Consider the following 20,605-nt stretch of genomic DNA (forward strand, 5'->3'; position numbering starts at 1 on the left):
GGTAGCCGCTCCCTCCTTATATTTCTATTATAATGGAAATACGAAAAAAAGCCCAATTCTTTTTTAGAATCAGACTTTTTCAGTGCCCTTGCTTCGCAGGTGTTTGCGGGGGTTCTTTTTTTGCCTGCAAACAGGGAATAGACTGGGTAAAGCTGGAAATAATATAAAAAACGAAAAAAATTGAGAAAATTGATTGACAGCCTTTTTTCGTTGTGATATAGTGAAGAATGCTATATTATGGCATGATATGCCTACTCTGCCCTCGAAATCTGGTCAGAAACTCATATACAGATTTCTGATAGGAGGATAGGCAAAGAAGGCTTAGATTGTAATAAAAAATAAAAACAGGGGTGAAACGTCAATGGAAAAAAACAGAATTCGTTCTGTAAAAACTGGAAAAAGCATGCGAATGAGCTACCAGAGACAAAAAGAAGTCCTGGAAATGCCAAACCTGATTGAAGTCCAGAAAGATTCTTACCAGTGGTTTCTCGACGAAGGATTGAAGGAAGTCTTTGATGACATTTCTCCGATCGCAGATTACGGCGGAAAGCTCAGCCTTGAGTTCATCGATTTTACATTTGATGAGAAGGATGCGAAATATTCCATCGAACAGTGTAAAGAACGTGATGTGACTTATGCCGCACCTTTGAAGGTTCGAGTGAGACTGATTAACAAAGAAACAGAAGAAATCAACGAACACGAGATTTTCATGGGAGATTTACCGTTGATGACAGCTACAGGCACCTTTGTAATCAACGGAGCCGAGCGAGTTATCGTAAGCCAGTTAGTACGTTCCCCTGGAATCTATTATGCAATTGCTCACGATAAAGTTGGTAAAAGGCTGTTTTCATCAACCGTTATTCCTAACCGAGGCGCATGGCTGGAATATGAGACTGATTCCAACGATGTGTTCTATGTTCGTGTTGACAGGACCAGAAAGGTACCGATCACAGTCCTGATCCGTGCATTAGGTGTTGGTACAAATGCAGAGATTGTAGAACTGTTTGGTGAGGAGCCTAAGATCCTGGCCAGCTTTACAAAAGATACTTCCACTAATTACCAGGAAGGTCTGCTTGAATTATATAAGAAGATCCGTCCAGGTGAGCCTCTGGCAGTAGAGAGCGCAGAGAGCCTGATCGGGGCAATGTTCTTTGACCCGAGAAGATATGATCTGGCAAAGGTTGGACGTTATAAATTCAACAAAAAGCTTCATTTCAATAAGAGAATTGTAGGACATAAGCTGGCAGATGATGTGGTAGAAGAGTCTACCGGAGAGATCATTGCAGAAGCCGGTACTGTTGTTACAAGAGAACTGGCAGATGAGATCCAGAACGCAGCAGTTCCTTATGTGTGGATCCTTGGGGAAGATGACCGCAGGATCAAAGTCCTTTCCAGCTTGATGGTGGATATCCGCCATTATATGCCTGAGATTCAGGATCCAAAGGAAGAACTGGGTGTTACAGAGTTAGTATATTACCCTGTGCTTCAGAAAATTCTGGAAGAAAATGACACTCTTGAGGAAATAAAGGCAGCGATCCACAGAGATATCCATGATCTGATTCCAAAACATATCACAAGAGAAGATATTTTTGCTTCTATTAACTATAACATGCATCTTGAGTACGGTCTGGGTAATGATGATGATATCGATCATCTGGGCAACCGCCGTATCCGTGCAGTAGGCGAACTTCTTCAGAATCAGTACCGTATCGGTCTTTCCAGACTGGAGAGAGTGGTTCGTGAGAGAATGACCACGCAGGATACAGAGAGTATTTCTCCCCAGTCTCTGATTAACATCAAGCCTGTAACTGCAGCTGTTAAAGAATTCTTTGGATCTTCCCAGCTGTCCCAGTTTATGGATCAGAATAACCCCCTTGGTGAGCTGACTCATAAGAGACGTCTTTCTGCGTTGGGACCAGGTGGTCTGTCACGAGACAGAGCTGGATTTGAGGTGCGAGATGTACATTATTCCCATTACGGAAGAATGTGCCCTATCGAGACTCCAGAGGGTCCGAACATTGGTCTGATCAACTCCCTTGCATCTTATGCAAGGATCAATCAGTACGGCTTTGTTGAAGCTCCGTACCGTAAGATTGATAAGACAGATCCTAAGAATCCGCGGGTTACAGATGAAGTTGTTTATATGACCGCAGATGAAGAAGATAATTATCATGTGGCACAGGCGAATGAGGCTTTGGATGCGGATGGACATTTTGTTCGTAAGAATGTTTCAGGTCGTTTCCGTGAAGAAACTCAGGAGTATGAGCGCCAGATGTTTGACTATATGGATGTATCCCCGAAGATGGTATTTTCTGTGGCTACAGCCCTGATTCCGTTCCTTCAGAATGATGATGCCAACCGTGCGCTGATGGGATCCAACATGCAGCGTCAGGCCGTACCGCTTCTTACTACAGAAGCACCGGTTGTTGGTACTGGTATGGAGACCAAGACAGCTGTAGACTCCGGTGTATGTATTCTTGCTAAGAAAGCAGGTACTGTTCTTCGCTCTACATCTACAGATATTACAATTAAGAATGATGACGGAACAAAAGATGATTATCATCTTACAAAATTCCAGAGAAGTAACCAGAGCAACTGCTACAATCAGCGCCCAATCGTAAATCAGGGCGAGCACGTGGAGGCAGGTGATGTGATCGCTGATGGTCCATCCACATCCAATGGAGAGCTTGCTCTTGGTAAGAACCCGCTGATCGGATTTATGACCTGGGAAGGTTATAACTATGAGGATGCTGTTCTTTTAAGCGAAAAGCTTGTACAGAATGATGTTTATACATCTGTTCATATTGAGGAATACGAAGCAGAAGCACGTGATACCAAGTTAGGACCGGAAGAGATCACAAGAGATGTTCCTGGTGTTGGTGATGATGCTCTTAAAGATCTGGATGAGCGTGGTATCATCCGTATCGGAGCAGAAGTACGTGCTGGTGATATTCTGGTAGGTAAGGTAACTCCTAAGGGAGAAACTGAACTTACAGCAGAAGAGAGACTTCTCCGCGCCATCTTTGGTGAGAAGGCAAGAGAGGTTCGTGATACATCCCTTAAGGTGCCGCACGGTGAGTATGGTATCGTAGTGGATGCAAAGGTATTTACAAGAGAGAATGGCGATGAGCTGTCTCCAGGTGTTAATGAAGCTGTCCGTATTTATATTGCCCAGAAGAGAAAGATCTCTGTTGGTGATAAGATGGCCGGACGTCATGGTAACAAGGGTGTTGTTTCCAGGGTTCTTCCAGTGGAGGACATGCCATTCCTTCCTAACGGACGTCCTCTGGACATCGTGTTAAATCCTCTGGGTGTGCCTTCCCGTATGAATATCGGACAGGTTCTTGAGATTCACCTTAGCCTTGCTGCGAAGGCTCTTGGATTTAATATTGCAACACCGGTATTTGATGGCGCAAACGAGAATGATATCCAGGATACACTGGAACTTGCAAATGACTATGTAAATACAGAGGATTTTGAGGAGTTCCGAGAGAAATACAAAGATATACTTGCTCCGGATGTTATGCAGTATCTGGATGAGAATAAAGAGCACAGAGCTCTTTGGAAGGGTGTTCCTATTTCCAGAGATGGTAAGGTACAGCTTCGTGACGGACGTACAGGAGAACCGTTTGACGGTCCGACTACCATTGGCCACATGCATTATCTGAAGCTGCATCATTTGGTTGATGATAAGATCCATGCACGTTCTACTGGTCCATACTCCTTAGTTACACAGCAGCCGTTGGGTGGTAAAGCTCAGTTCGGTGGACAGCGTTTCGGAGAGATGGAGGTATGGGCACTGGAGGCATACGGCGCATCTTACACACTGCAGGAGATCCTTACAGTGAAGTCTGATGATGTTGTAGGCCGTGTGAAGACCTATGAAGCTATTATTAAGGGGGATAATATCCCTGAGCCGGGTATTCCGGAATCCTTCAAGGTACTTCTTAAAGAGCTTCAGTCCCTGGCACTGGATGTGCGGGTTCTTCGTGATGACCAAACTGAAGTGGAGATCATGGAGAGTGTAGATTACGGAGAAACAGATCTTCGTGCTGTTATTGAAGGAGATTCCCGGGGACATCGGGATCATGAATCATTTGCAAAACATGGCTACACCAAACAGGAATTCGACGGTGATGAGCTTGTTGATGTAGATGAGGACGAGGAAGAAGATTACGAAGAGTTAGAAGAAACCTTCGATAATGACGAAGAATAGAAAGGGGAAAGAATACATGGCAGAAGCAACTAATACCAATGAAACATATCAGCCAATGACTTTCGATGCCATTAAGATAGGACTGGCGTCCCCTGAGAAAATCAGAGAGTGGTCAAGAGGCGAGGTTTTAAAACCTGAGACCATCAACTATAGAACACTGAAGCCTGAAAAAGACGGACTTTTCTGCGAAAGGATTTTCGGACCCAGCAAAGACTGGGAGTGCCATTGCGGAAAATACAAGAAAATCCGTTATAAAGGTGTTGTGTGCGACCGTTGTGGTGTAGAAGTAACAAAAGCCTCTGTCCGCAGGGAGCGTATGGGACACATTGAACTGGCAGCGCCGGTTTCCCATATCTGGTATTTTAAAGGGATTCCGTCCCGCATGGGACTGATCCTGGATCTTTCACCAAGAACATTGGAGAAAGTTCTTTACTTTGCAAACTATATTGTACTGGATCCGGCTGAGTCCGGACTTCAGTACAAGCAAATCCTTACAGAGAGAGAGTATCAGGAAGCAAGGGAAAGCTATGGAAGTGGCTTCCGTGTAGGTATGGGTGCCGAGTCCATCAAAGAACTTCTTGAAGCTATTGATCTTGAGAAGGATTCTGCAGAATTAAAGGCTGAACTGGTGGATGCGACTGGTCAGAAGAGAGCACGTATCATCAAACGTCTGGAGGTTGTTGAGTCCTTCAGAGAGTCCGGCAACCGTCCGGAGTGGATGATTCTGACCGTGGTCCCGGTTATTCCGCCGGATCTTCGTCCTATGGTACAGCTGGACGGAGGACGATTTGCTACTTCCGACCTGAATGATCTGTACAGACGTATTATTAACCGTAATAACCGTCTGAAAAGACTGCTGGAGCTTGGCGCTCCGGATATTATCGTCCGCAATGAGAAGCGTATGCTCCAGGAAGCTGTAGATGCGCTGATCGATAACGGACGTAGAGGCCGTCCGGTAACAGGACCTGGCAACAGAGCCCTGAAATCTCTTTCCGATATGCTGAAAGGTAAATCCGGACGTTTCCGTCAGAACCTTCTGGGTAAACGTGTTGACTATTCCGGACGTTCCGTTATCGTTGTAGGACCGGAACTGAAGATTTATCAGTGTGGTCTGCCTAAGGAGATGGCAATCGAGTTGTTCAAGCCATTCGTAATGAAAGAACTTGTTGCCAACGGAACCTCCCATAACATTAAAAATGCTAAGAAGATGGTAGAGAAGCTTGAGCCGGCTGTTTGGGATGTGCTTGAGGACGTTATCAAAGAACATCCGGTTATGCTGAACCGCGCACCTACACTGCATCGTCTGGGTATCCAGGCGTTTGAGCCGATCCTTGTTGAAGGTAAGGCAATCAAGCTTCATCCGCTGGTTTGTACTGCATTTAATGCGGACTTCGATGGTGACCAGATGGCTGTCCATCTTCCGCTTTCCCAGGAAGCTCAGGCTGAGTGCCGTTTCCTGCTGCTTTCACCAAACAACCTTCTGAAACCGTCTGATGGAGGCCCTGTAGCAGTACCTTCTCAGGATATGGTGCTTGGTATTTACTATCTGACACAGGAAAGACCGGGAAGTATTGGTGAAGGTAAATTCTTCAAGAGCGTTAACGAAGCAATCCTTGCTTATGAGAATAAAGCAATCAAGCTGCAGACCAAGATCAGTGTACGCTGCAGCAAAGAAATGCCGGATGGTACAGTGATCAGCAGTAATGTAGAATCCACGTTAGGACGTTTCCTCTTTAATGAGATCCTTCCACAGGATCTGGGATTTGTTGATCGAAGCATTCCTGGCAATGAGCTTGTTCTTGAGGTAGACTTCCTTGTTGGTAAAAAGCAGCTGAAGCAGATTCTTGAAAAAGTTATCAATACACATGGAGCAACAAAAACAGCAGAGGTACTTGATTCCATTAAGGCTATGGGTTACAAGTTCTCTACAAGAGCAGCCATGACAGTATCTATTTCAGATATGACTGTGCCGCCTCAGAAACCTGAGATGATCAAACAGGCTCAGGATACCGTGGATCTGATCACAAAGAACTATAAGCGTGGTTTGATCACAGAAGAAGAGCGTTACAAAGAAGTTGTAGACACCTGGAAGAAGACAGATGATGAGCTGACTCATGCACTGCTGACAGGACTTGATAAATACAACAATATCTTCATGATGGCTGACTCCGGAGCCCGTGGTTCCGATAAACAGATCAAACAGCTTGCCGGCATGCGAGGCCTGATGGCAGATACAACCGGTCATACTATCGAGCTTCCTATCAAGTCCAACTTCCGTGAAGGTCTTGACGTACTGGAGTACTTCATGTCTGCACATGGAGCACGTAAAGGTCTGTCTGATACAGCCCTCCGTACCGCCGATTCCGGATACCTGACCAGACGTCTGGTAGATGTTTCACAGGATCTGATCGTTCGTGAGATGGACTGCTGCGAGAATCGATCAGAGATTTCCGGTATGTATGTGAAAGGCTTTATGGATGGCAAAGAAGAGATCGAAAGCCTTCAGGATCGTATCACAGGACGTTTTTCCTGCGAGACGATTAAGAATAAAGACGGTGAGGTTCTGGTTAAAGCGAACCATATGATCACACCGAGACGTGCGGCACGTATCATGAAGGAAGGCGTGGATAATATTACCGGCGGAGCTGTTGAGCAGGTTAAGATCCGTACTATCCTTACATGTAAATGTAAAGTTGGTGTATGTGCCAAGTGTTATGGTGCCAACATGGCTACAGGCGAGCCTGTACAGGTTGGTGAGTCTATTGGTATTATTGCTGCTCAGTCCATTGGTGAGCCTGGTACACAGCTTACCATGCGTACATTCCATACCGGTGGTGTTGCCGGTGGTGATATCACACAGGGTCTTCCTCGTGTGGAGGAGCTTTTTGAGGCGAGAAAGCCAAAGGGTCTTGCTGTTATCACTGAGATCAAGGGTATTGCCACTATTAATGATACCAAGAAGAAACGAGAGATTATCGTAACAGATCCGGAGAACGGTGATTCCAAAACTTATCTGATTCCATATGGATCACGCATCAAGATCGTGGACGGACAGGTTATGGAGGCCGGTGATGAACTTACAGAAGGTAGCGTGAATCCACATGATATCCTTCGTATCAAAGGTGTTCGTGCTGTTCAGGATTATATGCTTCGTGAGGTTCAGCGTGTATATCGTCTCCAGGGTGTTGAGATCAACGATAAGCATATTGAGGTTATTGTTCATCAGATGCTGAAGAAAATCCGTATCGAAGATAATGGTGACAGTGAATTCCTGCCAGGTACATTGGTTGACTATTTGGAATACGAAGAAGTCAATGAGAAGCTTGAGGCAGAAGGACTTCGTCCGGCTACCGGAAAGCAGGGCATGCTTGGTATTACCAAGGCTTCTCTTGCTACAGATTCCTTCCTGTCAGCTGCATCCTTCCAGGAGACCACCAAAGTTCTTACTGAGGCTGCCATCAAAGGTAAGGTTGACCATTTGATCGGTCTTAAAGAGAACGTAATCATCGGTAAGCTGATTCCTGCCGGAACCGGTATGAAGTGCTATAGTGATGTAGAACTTGATACAGGCATGCCAGAGGAAACAGAAGAGGATTTTGCCATTGATGAGGATGAGGATGATCTTCCGATTCTGGATGACATGGAAGAAGTTGAGATCGACGATGAGCCGGAGGATGCTTCTGAGGATCTGGGGGAAGATGAAATTCCTGAAGAGGATACAGAAGAATAAATTTCAGCAAAGAGTGAAATCCATAAGATAACTAAAGGCTGCGGTTCGGAGCAAATCCGGACTGTGGCCTTTTCGTATCTGTACGCTGACTGCAGCTTTTAATAGGAAAATACAGGGAATGCTATCTTTTGTGATATGATTCTAGTATAATACTGTAAAGAAAAAGATTCGGAAAGGAGGAAATCCATGGATAAGGAATTGCCAGCTTCTGTATGGCCAGAATGGAAGATTATCGAAAAAATCGGGGAAGGATCCTTCGGCAGAGTTTACAAAGCAGAAAGAACAGAACAGGGAAGGACTTTCTATTCTGCAATCAAGATCATTACTATACCTGGAAGCCCAGATGAACTGAACAGTATCCGGGAAGAAATATCTGGCGATGATTCAGTACGGGAATACTTTCAGAATCTTGTGGATGAATGTATTCAGGAAGTAAGCACCATGGAATGTTTCCGGGGGAATTCCCATATTGTTTCCGTTGAAGATTATAAAGTTGTGGAATATCTTGATGAGATCGGCTGGGATATTTATATTAGAATGGAATATCTGATCAGCTTCACTGAGTATTGTGCAGGTAAGGCTCTTACCCAGAATGAAGTATTGAAGCTGGGGCGTGATCTGGCAAAGGCTTTACATTACTGCAGGCAGTTGAATATTATACATCGGGATATTAAGCCAGAGAATATATTTGTATCGTATTTTGGCGATTTTAAGCTGGGTGATTTTGGCATTGCCAGGGAGCTGGAGCGTTCTATGAGCAACATGTCCAAGAAGGGTACCTATTCCTACATGGCTCCTGAGATGTACAGAGGCGAGCCGTATGACCGGCGAGTAGATATTTATTCTTTGGGAATTGTACTATATAAGCTGATGAATGATGGCAGACTGCCATTTCTAAGCAGGGAGAAGCAGCTGATCACGTACAGGGACAAAGAAAATGCCCTGGCGAAGCGGATGTCAGGAGAAGAATTGATTCCGCCAGTTCATGCTGACCAGGCTTTTTCCACTATTATTCTGAAGGCCTGTGCATATCGCCCGGAAGAACGGTATCAGACACCTGAGGAGTTTTATTATGCAATGGATGATCTGCTGCATGGACGTATGGAGACAGATTCGGAAAAGAAACCAAAAGAAAAGCCGGCAGTGGAAAGCGAACGGTCCAAGCCTGTGAAAAAGCATTCTAAACTATTTGATAAGATCAAATCAGGGCCAGACGAAGTGAAACGAAGACCCGCTTTGTGGAGTGTATTGGCTGCCGGGATTGCACTGGCAGCTTGTATAATAACGATTTTATATGTAAGAAGCATGCTTGAAGAGAATCTTCCTTTACGCAAATCCAGCCAGGTAGTAAGTATCCTGGAGGAAAACGATACACATACAGCGCAGGTTGATGATTTTTCCACTGTTATTGAGACTATAAAACAGCAGGCTTCCGAAATCGTCAATGAGCTTCCGGACTGCCAGGAAGTAGGGAAAAAAGGCGAAAGATTAAGATATTATGATCAGAACAACAAGCTGGTAAAGACTTTGATCTATCCAGAGATGTCCGATGATGGTGTTTATGAAGAATACTATTACTGGGATGAACGTCTGTTTTTTGCATATATTTGGACAGATAGCAAGCAGGAATTATACTATTATGACAGAAGAGGCAAGCTGATTCGCTGGATTGATGCTGATGGGATCGTTCATGATAAAGAAACCGACAGTACAGAGTACAATAAGCGAGGAGAAAAATACTGGAAAAATTCTCTGGAGCAGTTTGACGAATAGAATAAAAGAAGGATTGTAACTGTTCAGTACCCGTACAGTTACGAAGGACTATAGAATGAATTACGATATTGAGTATGCTTATGCTTGTCACAGGGGAAAGGTACGCAGCAATAATGAGGACAATTTCTGGTGCTGTGGGCACATGCTTCCTGAAATAAATGATGGATCCGGAGAAATATCCGAAGAAAGGTGTTCCAGCCGGACATTTCCTGTACTGGCTCTTTTTGATGGCATGGGTGGTGAAAGCTGCGGAGAAGTAGCAGCAAAGCTGGCAGCAGAAAGGCTGGGCAGTTACTATCAAAGGAACAGAGCAAAGCTGAAACATCGGGCAGAAGAGTTTGTACAGGAAGCATGCAGGGAAATGAACCGGGCTGTGTGCAGTTATGCTGCAAAGAACCGTATCAGTACGATGGGAACAACTTTGGCAATGGCTGTTTTTGCCGGACAGAAGCTGTATATGTGTAATGTAGGTGACAGCCGGATCTATCAGGAAAGAAATGGAGCCTTTTTCAGGATGTCTACCGACCATGTTCAGGGGAACGGGCTTTTCGGAAAAGCTCCTCTTACTCAGTATCTTGGGATTCCTGAGGACCATATGGTGATCCAGCCTTCTGTGGCAGAGATTGATTGTCAGCCGGATACCAGGATCATGCTGTGCTCGGACGGAATCTCGGATATGCTTACAGAAGTGGAGATCCAGGCAATCCTGAACAGGAAAAAGAATGCATCAGATACAGTCCATGATCTGATGAAGCTTGCACTTGAAAAGGGCGGCAGAGATAATGCAACTGTGATTCTCTGTCAGGTTCATGAAAGAAAGGCAAAAGAACCCATAAGGGAAAGATTAAAGAAAGTATTGCAGCTGTAGGGAAATGTCAGGGAGCATTTAAATAAAGAAGGTGTTTGATCATGAATAATCGGATGAAGGATTTGGATTTTGAACAGACCGTTGTATTTGATACAGTTAAGGATTTTGAATTTACAAGGAAGGCAGCCCAGAGGTTTCGTCAGGTGGTTGAATTGGATAGTTTTGAAGAAAAGGATACGGAGGTAATCTTTCATTATCTTTATAAAGAGATGGAATTGGTATCCTTTGGAGATCATCTGAAAAGATATATTTATGAGCGGGCAGGGCTGGAAGAGCCTTTTGCACAGGTTCCACAGGAGGTTTACAGGGAGATTGCATTAGAATCATTTAAAGAAACCTGTACACCTAAGTCAATGAACCCCACATCAACAAAGCTGCCGGCTCTTATAAATAACTGGCTGACACAGGCATCTGTGAAACGTGATACTGTATTCCTTTTAGGATTCGGTCTGCGGATGAGTGCAGGAGATGTATCGGATTTCCTTACCCGTGTGCTGCGGGAGCAGGATTTTGATTTTTCAAATCCGGAAGAGGTGATCTACTGGTATTGCTATACTCATCATTACCTGTATGCAAAGGCACAGGAATATAAAGAAAAATACAAAGAACTGGTGCCGGCTGCAATACAAAATGAGACAGCTGCTTGTGGGGGAGGCCTGATGATTGATACAGAGGAAAAACTGATGGAATATCTGGCCGGACTGAAAGCTGGCTGGGTAGACCCCAGATCTGAGAAGAGCCAGGCATTTCAGGAATTTATGAGGCTCCTGGAACAGGCAAAGCAGGTCATTGCTGATCTGTATCAGAAGGATGAAGATGAAAAAGGCAGGCACAGAAGATGGACAGCAGAGAATATTACACCTTCAGATCTGGAAAAGGTGATTTGTAATGGGATTCCTATCAACAAAATGGGGAATCTGAAAAAAATGTCTGCTTCCATTTTGGCAAAGCATTTCAGCCAAAAGCGTTTCAGCAGGCAGAGGATCACAAACATCCTGAATCACAAATTTCCGGTAGAAAGATTTGATCTTCTAACTTTGGAGTTTTTCATAATTTCTCAGAAAATGCAAGATGAAGATCCTTATAAGCGCTATCATCATTTTATTGAAGAAGGTCAGAAGCTTCTGGAAAAATGCGGTATGAGTGATATATACATAGTCAATCCTTATGAATGTTTTCTTTTGATGTGTATGCTGACAGACTGTCCTCTGGCAGTGTTCTCTGAGATATGGGAGAAATCCTACGAGGGGACAGAGGAGAATAGTATGGGGGCATTATCGTGAAAATAAAAAGGTTGAAAATAAAAACAAGAAAACATGTGAGGTGCCTGTAAAAAACAAGAAAAAACATGTAAAATGCCTTGACAGTCTAATCTTTACAGGATATAATCAAAAAGCGTGCGAAATAAAGCATATTTTTTTTGCATGTCAAAAGATAATAGCAACCGCAAGGCCCCATGTTAAGCATGGAGAAATAAATCGGGAGGTGAAATGGAATGCCAACATTCAACCAGTTAGTAAGAAAAGGTCGTCAGACCACTGTAAAGAAATCTACAGCACCGGCTCTGCAGAAGACATTCAACTCTTTAAGAAAGAAAGCAGTTGAGCAGTCTGCACCGCAGAAACGTGGCGTTTGTACAGCTGTTAAGACAGCTACTCCTAAGAAGCCTAACTCAGCTCTTAGAAAGATCGCCAGAGTTCGTCTTTCCAACGGTATCGAAGTAACAAGCTATATTCCAGGAGAGGGACATAACCTTCAGGAGCATAGTGTTGTACTGATCCGTGGTGGAAGGGTTAAGGACTTACCTGGTACCAGATACCACATCATCAGAGGTACACTGGATACAGCAGGTGTCGCTAACAGAAAACAGGCTCGTTCCAAATACGGAGCTAAGAGACCTAAGGTTAAAAAATAATTCATCCGTATAATTGCGGAAACTATAGATATTTGTACGGTATTCCATATACCCTGTCGGTTGCGGGTTAAATATAGGACCATTACCAGTGCGAACATGCAATAGTTTACTGCGTGAGTACCGATGAGATAATCTATTGATTAAGGAGGGAAGTAACGTGCCACGTAAAGGACATACTCAGAAAAGAGACGTTCTGGCTGATCCGGTATACAATAACAAAGTGGTAACAAAGCTTATCAATAACATTATGTTAGATGGTAAGAAAGGTGTTGCTCAGAAGATCGTATACGGTGCATTCACCAGAATCGAAGAAAAAGCTGGCAAACCAGCAATTGAAGTATTTGAGGAGGCTATGAACAATATCATGCCCCTTCTGGAAGTAAAAGCAAGACGTATCGGTGGTGCTACTTATCAGGTGCCGATCGAGGTAAGAGCTGACAGACGTCAGGCTCTGGCTCTTCGCTGGCTGACCACATATTCCCGCAAGAGAGGCGAGAAGACAATGGAGGAAAGACTGGCTAACGAGCTTTTAGATGCAATGAACAACACAGGCGCATCTGTTAAGAAGAAAGAAGACATGCACAAGATGGCTGAGGCAAATAAAGCATTTGCTCACTATCGCTTCTAATCGAGGAGGAAAATCCATTGGCTGGAAAAGAAGGTAGAGAATATCCGCTTGAGAGAACCAGAAACATTGGTATCATGGCTCATATCGATGCGGGTAAAACAACCCTGACTGAACGTATTCTTTATTATACAGGTGTCAACTACAAGATCGGTGATACTCATGAAGGTACTGCTACCATGGACTGGATGGAGCAGGAACAGGAAAGAGGTATCACGATCACATCAGCTGCAACAACATGTCACTGGACACTTGAGGAGAACTGCAAGCCGAAGCCAGGAGCACTTGAGCATCGTATCAACATCATTGATACACCTGGTCACGTAGACTTCACAGTAGAGGTTGAGCGTTCCCTGCGTGTACTTGATGGTGCCGTTGGTGTATTCTGTGCGAAGGGCGGTGTTGAGCCACAGTCCGAGAACGTATGGCGTCAGGCTGACACTTATAATGTACCGCGTATGGCATTCATCAATAAGATGGATATCCTGGGTGCAAATTTCTATGGCGCAGTAGAGCAGATCAAGACCCGTCTTGGTAAAAACGCTATCTGCCTGCAGCTGCCAATCGGAAAAGAAGATGATTTCAAGGGAATCATTGACTTATTCGAGATGAAAGCTTACATCTACAATGATGAGAAGGGTGACGATATTTCTATCGTTGATATCCCGGACGACATGAAAGAAGATGCTGAGCTTTATCATACAGAACTGATCGAGAAGATCTGTGAGCTGGATGACGAATTAATGATGGAATATCTGGAAGGTGAGGAGCCGACTGTTGATAGACTGAAAGCTGTTCTGAGAAAAGCTACCTGTGAATGTACAGCTGTTCCGGTATGCTGTGGTTCCGCTTACAGAAACAAAGGTGTTCAGAAGCTTCTGGACGCTATCCTGGAGTATATGCCTGCTCCAACAGATATCCCGCCAATCGATGGTGTTGATATGGATGGAAACCCGACAGTAAGACATTCTTCTGATGAAGAGCCGTTCTCTGCTCTGGCTTTCAAGATCATGACAGACCCATTCGTTGGAAAACTTGCATACTTCCGTGTATATTCAGGAACAATGAATTCCGGATCTTATGTATACAACTCAACAAAAGGCAAAAAAGAGCGTGTTGGACGTATCCTTCAGATGCATGCCAACAAGCGTATGGAGCTGGACAAGGTTTACTCCGGTGATATCGCTGCAGCGATCGGATTCAAATTCACCACAACCGGTGATACAATCTGTGACGAGCAGCATCCTGTAATCCTTGAATCCATGGAATTCCCGGAGCCGGTTATCGAGCTGGCTATCGAGCCTAAGACAAAAGCAGGCCAGGGTAAACTTGGTGAGGCTCTTGCAAAGCTTGCTGAAGAGGATCCTACATTCCGTGCTCATACAAACCAGGAAACTGGACAGACAATCATTGCTGGTATGGGTGAGCTTCATCTGGAGATCATCGTTGACCGTCTGCTTCGTGAGTTCCACGTAGAAGCAAACGTAGGTGCTCCGCAGGTTGCTTACAAAGAGACAATCACCAAGGCAGTTGATGTAGACAGCAAGTATGCAAAGCAGTCTGGTGGTCGTGGACAGTATGGTCACTGTAAAGTTAAATTCGAGCCTATGGATGCCAACGGAGAAGAACTGTACAAGTTCGAGTCCACAGTTGTTGGTGGTGCTATTCCGAAGGAATACATTCCTGCAGTTGGCGAAGGTATCGAAGATGCTATGAAGGCTGGTATCCTTGGTGGATATCCGGTAGTCGGCGTTCATGCAAACGTATATGACGGTTCTTACCATGAAGTCGATTCTTCTGAGATGGCATTCCACATTGCCGGATCTCTTGCATTCAAAGATGCAATGCATAAGGCTGCACCGATCCTTCTTGAGCCTATCATGAAGGTAGAGGTAACAACACCTGAGGATTACATGGGTGATGTTATCGGTGATATCAACTCCCGTCGTGGACGTATCGAGGGTATGGAAGATATCGGCGGTGGCAAGATGATCCGTGGATATGTTCCGCTGTCTGAGATGTTCGGATATGCAACAGACCTGCGTTCAAGAACTCAGGGACGTGGTAACTACTCCATGTTCTTTGAGAAATACGAGCCGGTTCCAAAGAGCGTACAGGAAAAGATCCTTGCTCAGAAAGACTGACTCAGGACTGGTTACTGTAAACAGTAACTTGTATTTGATAAAATAAATAATGCTTGCAAATATCCTTGATTTGCAATATAATCAAGGATAGCAAGTTTAAAATCGAAATTGGAGCTCTGTATAGAAAGAGCCAATATTCAAGGAGGACGTTTTAAAATGGCAAAAGCTAAGTTTGAGAGAACAAAACCGCATTGTAACATTGGTACTATTGGACACGTTGACCATGGTAAAACAACTTTAACAGCAGCTATCACAAAAGTTCTTGCTGAAAGAGTTCCAGGAAACGTAGTAGAGAACTTCGAAGATATCGATAAAGCTCCAGAGGAAAGAGAGCGTGGTATCACAATTTCTACAGCACACGTTGAGTATCAGACAGAGAAGAGACATTATGCACACGTTGACTGCCCAGGACATGCTGACTACGTTAAGAACATGATCACTGGTGCAGCTCAGATGGATGGTGCTATCCTTGTTGTAGCAGCTACCGATGGTGTTATGGCTCAGACTAAAGAGCACGTTCTTCTTGCTCGTCAGGTTGGTGTTCCTTACATCGTTGTATTCATGAACAAATGTGATATGGTTGACGATGAAGAGCTTCTTGAGCTGGTTGAGATGGAGATTCGTGAGCTTCTTTCCGAGTATGACTTCCCAGGAGATGACATCCCGGTTATCAGAGGATCTGCTCTTAAAGCACTTGAGGATCCGAGCAGCGAGTGGGGCGATAAGATCATGGAGCTTATGGATGCTGTTGACAGCTACATTCCAGATCCACAGCGTGACACAGATAAGCCATTCGTTATGCCTGTAGAGGACGTATTCTCTATCACAGGACGTGGTACAGTTGCTACTGGTAGAGTAGAGGCTGGTGTTCTTCACGTATCTGAGGAAGTTGAGATCGTTGGTATTAAAGAAGAGACACGTAAAGTTGTTGTAACTGGTATCGAGATGTTCCGTAAATTACTGGATGAGGCTCAGGCTGGTGATAACATCGGTGCACTTCTTCGTGGTGTTCAGAGAAACGAGATCGAGCGTGGACAGGTTCTTGCTAAACCAGGAACAATTACATGCCATACAAAATTCACAGCTCAGGTTTACGTTCTGACAAAAGACGAGGGTGGCCGTCATACACCATTCTTCAACAACTATCGTCCACAGTTCTACTTCAGAACAACAGACGTTACAGGCGTTATCAACCTTCCAGAAGGAACAGAGATGTGCATGCCTGGAGATAACATCGAGATGACTATCGAGCTGATCCACCCAATCGCTATGAGCCAGGGTCTTACTTTCGCTATCCGTGAAGGTGGACGTACTGTAGGATCAGGACGTGTTGCTACAGTTATCGAGTAATATTCGACAAGCAATGAGCAGTGCAAATTCGTAGAGTAATGGTCGGTGGGAGCTTGCTCACACAAGGACATTAATTGTAGAATTTATAGGGCGAACGCCCGAACGAGATGTAGCGAAGCGAAATCGAGGTCAGCACTGCGGTCTATATAAAATATATTGAGTACCGTAAGGTACATGTGTCCAAACGTAAGAGACCCCGGAACCGCAAGGTTTCCGGGGTTTTTCTGTTGCGTGGAAAAGTTAAATAAATTGGAAAAGAATAACGAATGATATAGAAAAGCGGTTGCCGGGAGAGTATCCTGACAACCGTTTGTGATAACAGAATGATAACAAAATTTGAAATATTAATAGATTATTACCAAACAGCTTCACCTTCACGCAAAATATTTCCTGAGTTAAAGCCTTCAGTAATTTTTCTAATTGCATGATCTGCAAAAAAAGTTGTGGTAAATTCAGTCGTTGCTGAGGGCCATTCATCCTCCGATAGGGGAGGTTGCCCTTCTTCTTTTCTCATTTCATTAACAGAGTCTCTCATATCTGAAATCCTGTTCTGGATCGGTATAAGGGAAGGGAAACTTCTTGCGCTGAGCCTTTCAGATTTCGATATGAGCGGTAACAGGTTGCATATTAGCAAGACCTATAACCGGATTCAGAAACGAGATGTGATTGATACTCCCAAAAAGGAAAATTCAGTCCGCACCACTGACATCCCTAATTTTCTGAAAGAAGAAATACAGGAATATATGAAGAAACGTTATGGATTTCCGGACAACCAGAGATTACCAAATGTTTGGATTTTATAAGGCACAGTCATGTTGCCTATCTGATTTATCAGGGAGTGGAGCCTTTGACCATTAAAGAAAGACTTGGTCACAAAGACATTCAGATGACACTGAACACTTATGGTCACTTGTATCTTGTTAGAAGTAGCGTTTACGAAAAAGGATTAAAGAAAATGGCTAGAGCATGACGTAATGCTGTAGAAGGAAGAATGTCGGAAAGCCGTGTGAGGGAGAACCTCATGCACGGTTTAATGAGGGGCGGATGAAAATTCATCCGCCTACTCTACATTGGAATAGTATTTTAAAATGAACTATGGTAGAATAAAGCAAAGACAAATCGAGAACTTTTGGATAAAATTTTGAAAATTATCGAGGAAGTTACTATGAAAAAATGTAGATATTGTGGCAAAGAATTAGATAGTAATTTGGAATTTTGTAGCAGTGAGTGCGAAAACAGCTATAGAAAGATAATTGAAAAAGATAGATATAAAATTAAGTATTTCATTTCGGGCATTATTTTAGGGTTTTTAGCTATGTTTTATGGTGTTGTGTCAAGTCGCAATTGCATGATTGGAAGTGGAATTATAGTAATGGGAGTCACTGTTGTTGTGCTTCCATTTACTACTCCAGAAACAACTGCTTTATTTGGAAATAAAAAGGCGAGATTTATCGGAAGAATATTAGGTATGATACTTATAGCGGTTGGAATATGGGTAGGGTTTATTTGATGACAACTTCAGTCTTTAGAGCAAATTAATCAGAAGTTGAGAGGAGATCTCTATAATGTTTATATTTTTATCTGTGTGTTCACTTTTAGTACCGTTATCTATGATTATATTGGGATATACGTGGAAAGATAAGCCTCCTAAAGATCGGCAGGGGAGTTCGGGGTATCGAACTACTATGTCAAGGATGAATGATGAAACATGGAGATATGCACACAGGTGTTGGGGCTGGATAAACTTTGTTTTAGGGATCATCCTGGCGATACTATCGATTTTTATTTTGATTTTAACGAAAGATGATACAAACTTTGAAATGATTTCTGTTTATTTGGTGTTTTTACAATTAGGAATTATGGTGCTTACAATTATTCCGACAGAATTTTTGTTGCATAAACATTTTACAAAGCAAGGAATGAAAAAATAGCTAACTTCCGATTGGCGAAAATGAAAATCGGAGTTTGAAGCGGAGGTATGTATTATGAATATAGGATTTTGGTCGTGTATAATTTTGGTAATACCATTTCTGATTATAGGTGTGTTATTTGCGATTTTTAAGGAAAAAGCAGCAAAATTTGTTTCAGGATTTAATTCATTTTCTAAAGAAGAACAGGCATTGTATGATAAAGCTCATATCTCTCGTGATATAAGAAATCAGTGCTTTATGTGGGCTATTATAATGTTGGCAGGAGCATTATTATCCTGCTTTTTAACCCCATATATATCTATACCAACCTATATTATTTGGTTAGTTCTGTTTTTTAGAGAAGTCCACTTTGATAATCATAAAGCGTTTGAAAAATATTTATTAAAGTAAATTCAAGTTTTTGGAATCGACTGAAAGGAAGCATTATATGTTCTATATTGTTTTTGACTTTGCAATGGCAGTGATTATGTTTTTATTTGGAATATGGTTTTATAGGTCAAAAGGACAAGCATCTAAATTCTTGTCTGGTTATAATATGAAATCGGCAGAAGAACGAAAGAAATATGATGAAAATGCTATGTGTAAGGTATATGGGAAAAGAATGATGTTTATGTCAATTCCTTTTATTGCTGGAATGATTATAGGCATTTGGTATCCGGGAATAGGTTGTTTAATTGCATGGGTGATATGGTTTGTTATGTTTATTCTGCTGCTTATGGATAGACATAAAAGAGAAGGTTAATTTATAGAGGAATAGAATGCTTTTGGGGTGAAAATACCGTTTATTTGTTTTAGATATACGATGTCCGGTTGAAAATTAGCGGATTCTCGTTTTATGTCGTGGTAATTTTGGTATATATTGGTAAGCTGTAAGTGGAAGAGAGGTAGAGACATGGATACAAAAAAGATTGGAGCTTTTTTAAAGCAATGTCGTAAAGAAAAGAATCTTACACAAGAGCAGCTTGCTGAAAAGTTTGGAGTATCTGCAAGAACAGTTTCCAGATGGGAGACAGGAATAAATATGCCAGATCTCAGTATACTTGTTCAACTTGCTGAGTATTACGATGTTGAGATGAGAGAGCTCCTGGATGGAGAAAGGAGCCAGACTATGAATAAAGAGATGAAAGAAACATTGGACAAAGTTGCGGTGTATGAAGAATGGGTGAAACAAAAAGCATTAAAGGCTGGAAATCTTGCATTTGCATCAATGTTTGTGATTAGTGTGTTAGCGATTATTATTCAGATGTTATTAACGGTGGATATTCGCTTGGTTTTAGGAGAGACAGCAACTGCTTTAGTAGGAGGAATCCTGTATGCCTCTATTATGGTGTATAATGGAATATGGGATAAATGTTTGCCAAAAAGTGCTACTATATGGCGAGATTTTCTCACCAGTGTGATATGTGCAGGAATTTTTACAGTCATCTATGGCATATGTTTATTTAGAATGGGAGCTACAGAAACACAGGTAACACGATTAGCATTGGGATTTCTGATTGGTATTACTATTGTGGCGTTTATTGCTCTTAGGCTCTTGACATTTATTAATCGAAAAAGAAACCAGAATTCGTCAAATGTTCAGGAGAAAAAGGAAACTTCTCTATCTAAGGCAGAATGGACAAAAATTTATAATGCACAGAATATAGTAGAGACAGAACAACTTGTAGAAATGTTAAAGCAAAATGGAATAGCAGCTTTTTCTCAGGAAGCAGGTGCGAATGTTGCAATGCATGGGGCACCAGGATTTGGAATATATGGTGTGGATATATTTGTGAAAACCGATGATGCAGAGAAGGCAGTACAGTTGATCAAGGAGATTAATAACCAAGAATGAAGAAAATTTTTGACATTTTCACACATGCGTGCTAATATGATTATAGAAAAAGAGTGCTACCGATAGACGGTTAGTCCACATACTTAATTGATTAAAAATAACCGTTCAGTTTGCGAGGCTGGGGCGGTTATTTTTGTGTCTTGTTATTATCTTTGCCGAATGTGTATCCGGCACAAAAGCAGGTGATGCCGAAGCTCACGACTGCAATAAAGTCCACAA

Annotated in this window: 15 protein-coding genes; 14 read left to right on the forward strand and 1 reads right to left on the reverse strand. The window is 42.9% G+C overall.

What is annotated here, in order from left to right; genetic code table 11:
* Window positions 1-361 precede the first annotated feature (361 nt).
* The 9 genes from rpoB (at window position 362) to tuf (ending at window position 16,621) form a co-directional block, all read left to right on the forward strand.
* Entirely contained in the window at window positions 362-4,216 is a 3,855-nt protein-coding gene (gene rpoB, locus OCV61_RS08820; protein ID WP_158421483.1) for a DNA-directed RNA polymerase subunit beta, read from the forward strand.
* Window positions 4,217-4,232: 16 nt separating this feature from the next.
* On the forward strand, window positions 4,233-7,946 hold the full coding sequence (rpoC, locus tag OCV61_RS08825; protein ID WP_158421484.1) for a DNA-directed RNA polymerase subunit beta': 3,714 nt from the start codon (window positions 4,233-4,235) through the stop codon (window positions 7,944-7,946).
* 186 nt (window positions 7,947-8,132) lie between these two features.
* A complete protein-coding gene (locus OCV61_RS08830) occupies window positions 8,133-9,719 on the forward strand; it encodes a serine/threonine-protein kinase (protein ID WP_158421485.1) in 1,587 nt (528 codons plus the stop codon).
* A 55-nt stretch (window positions 9,720-9,774) separates the two neighbouring features.
* On the forward strand, window positions 9,775-10,587 hold the full coding sequence (locus tag OCV61_RS08835) for a PP2C family protein-serine/threonine phosphatase (RefSeq protein ID WP_158421486.1): 813 nt from the start codon (window positions 9,775-9,777) through the stop codon (window positions 10,585-10,587).
* A gap of 41 nt (window positions 10,588-10,628) precedes the next feature.
* The gene (locus tag OCV61_RS08840; RefSeq protein WP_158421487.1) at window positions 10,629-11,870 is read left to right on the forward strand and encodes a hypothetical protein; all 1,242 of its coding nucleotides are present in this window, start codon (window positions 10,629-10,631) and stop codon (window positions 11,868-11,870) included.
* 212 nt (window positions 11,871-12,082) lie between these two features.
* A complete protein-coding gene (rpsL, locus tag OCV61_RS08845; RefSeq protein ID WP_158421488.1) occupies window positions 12,083-12,502 on the forward strand; it encodes a 30S ribosomal protein S12 in 420 nt (139 codons plus the stop codon).
* A 157-nt stretch (window positions 12,503-12,659) separates the two neighbouring features.
* Window positions 12,660-13,130, forward strand: coding sequence for a 30S ribosomal protein S7 (gene rpsG / locus OCV61_RS08850; protein ID WP_173727505.1), 471 nt, complete (start codon window positions 12,660-12,662; stop codon window positions 13,128-13,130).
* A gap of 17 nt (window positions 13,131-13,147) precedes the next feature.
* Window positions 13,148-15,271 (forward strand): elongation factor G, encoded by a 2,124-nt coding sequence (gene fusA / locus OCV61_RS08855; protein WP_262582756.1) that lies wholly within the window; start codon window positions 13,148-13,150, stop codon window positions 15,269-15,271.
* Window positions 15,272-15,427: 156 nt separating this feature from the next.
* On the forward strand, window positions 15,428-16,621 hold the full coding sequence (gene tuf / locus OCV61_RS08860) for an elongation factor Tu (RefSeq protein ID WP_158421490.1): 1,194 nt from the start codon (window positions 15,428-15,430) through the stop codon (window positions 16,619-16,621).
* Between the two features lie 355 nt (window positions 16,622-16,976).
* Here the strand turns inward: tuf and OCV61_RS08865 are convergent, their stop codons facing one another.
* Window positions 16,977-17,135 carry a hypothetical protein gene (locus tag OCV61_RS08865; RefSeq protein ID WP_262582757.1) on the reverse strand — a complete coding sequence of 53 codons (159 nt, stop codon included), beginning with the start codon at window positions 17,133-17,135 and terminating at the stop codon, window positions 16,977-16,979.
* Window positions 17,136-17,786: 651 nt separating this feature from the next.
* On the opposite strand from OCV61_RS08865, the gene OCV61_RS08870 reads away from it, so the two are divergent.
* The 5 genes from OCV61_RS08870 (at window position 17,787) to OCV61_RS08890 (ending at window position 20,386) form a co-directional block, all read left to right on the forward strand.
* The gene (locus OCV61_RS08870) at window positions 17,787-18,131 is read left to right on the forward strand and encodes an eL24 family ribosomal protein (protein ID WP_158421558.1); all 345 of its coding nucleotides are present in this window, start codon (window positions 17,787-17,789) and stop codon (window positions 18,129-18,131) included.
* Window positions 18,132-18,186: 55 nt separating this feature from the next.
* A complete protein-coding gene (locus OCV61_RS08875; RefSeq protein ID WP_158421491.1) occupies window positions 18,187-18,552 on the forward strand; it encodes an SdpI family protein in 366 nt (121 codons plus the stop codon).
* 54 nt (window positions 18,553-18,606) lie between these two features.
* Window positions 18,607-18,942 carry a DUF3784 domain-containing protein gene (locus OCV61_RS08880; RefSeq protein WP_158421492.1) on the forward strand — a complete coding sequence of 112 codons (336 nt, stop codon included), beginning with the start codon at window positions 18,607-18,609 and terminating at the stop codon, window positions 18,940-18,942.
* Between the two features lie 37 nt (window positions 18,943-18,979).
* Window positions 18,980-19,294 carry a DUF3784 domain-containing protein gene (locus OCV61_RS08885; protein WP_158421493.1) on the forward strand — a complete coding sequence of 105 codons (315 nt, stop codon included), beginning with the start codon at window positions 18,980-18,982 and terminating at the stop codon, window positions 19,292-19,294.
* 150 nt (window positions 19,295-19,444) lie between these two features.
* Entirely contained in the window at window positions 19,445-20,386 is a 942-nt protein-coding gene (locus OCV61_RS08890; RefSeq protein ID WP_118633653.1) for a helix-turn-helix domain-containing protein, read from the forward strand.
* Window positions 20,387-20,605: the final 219 nt, after the last annotated feature.

This window comes from Blautia ammoniilytica, from assembly GCF_025566965.1.
Classification (GTDB): Bacteria; Bacillota; Clostridia; order Lachnospirales; family Lachnospiraceae; genus Blautia_A; species Blautia_A ammoniilytica.

What these genes read in the sequence shown, in the direction of transcription:
- rpoB (WP_158421483.1), top strand. Translation starts at nt 362, where the DNA reads ATGGAAAAAAACAGAATTCGTTCTGTAAAAACTGGAAAAAGCATGCGA.
- rpoC (WP_158421484.1), top strand. Translation starts at nt 4,233, where the DNA reads ATGGCAGAAGCAACTAATACCAATGAAACATATCAGCCAATGACTTTC.
- OCV61_RS08830 (WP_158421485.1), top strand. Translation starts at nt 8,133, where the DNA reads ATGGATAAGGAATTGCCAGCTTCTGTATGGCCAGAATGGAAGATTATC.
- OCV61_RS08835 (WP_158421486.1), top strand. Translation starts at nt 9,775, where the DNA reads ATGAATTACGATATTGAGTATGCTTATGCTTGTCACAGGGGAAAGGTA.
- OCV61_RS08840 (WP_158421487.1), top strand. Translation starts at nt 10,629, where the DNA reads ATGAATAATCGGATGAAGGATTTGGATTTTGAACAGACCGTTGTATTT.
- rpsL (WP_158421488.1), top strand. Translation starts at nt 12,083, where the DNA reads ATGCCAACATTCAACCAGTTAGTAAGAAAAGGTCGTCAGACCACTGTA.
- tuf (WP_158421490.1), top strand. Translation starts at nt 15,428, where the DNA reads ATGGCAAAAGCTAAGTTTGAGAGAACAAAACCGCATTGTAACATTGGT.
- OCV61_RS08865 (WP_262582757.1), bottom strand. Translation starts at nt 17,135, where the DNA reads ATGAGAAAAGAAGAAGGGCAACCTCCCCTATCGGAGGATGAATGGCCC.
- OCV61_RS08870 (WP_158421558.1), top strand. Translation starts at nt 17,787, where the DNA reads ATGAAAAAATGTAGATATTGTGGCAAAGAATTAGATAGTAATTTGGAA.
- OCV61_RS08875 (WP_158421491.1), top strand. Translation starts at nt 18,187, where the DNA reads ATGTTTATATTTTTATCTGTGTGTTCACTTTTAGTACCGTTATCTATG.
- OCV61_RS08880 (WP_158421492.1), top strand. Translation starts at nt 18,607, where the DNA reads ATGAATATAGGATTTTGGTCGTGTATAATTTTGGTAATACCATTTCTG.
- OCV61_RS08885 (WP_158421493.1), top strand. Translation starts at nt 18,980, where the DNA reads ATGTTCTATATTGTTTTTGACTTTGCAATGGCAGTGATTATGTTTTTA.
- OCV61_RS08890 (WP_118633653.1), top strand. Translation starts at nt 19,445, where the DNA reads ATGGATACAAAAAAGATTGGAGCTTTTTTAAAGCAATGTCGTAAAGAA.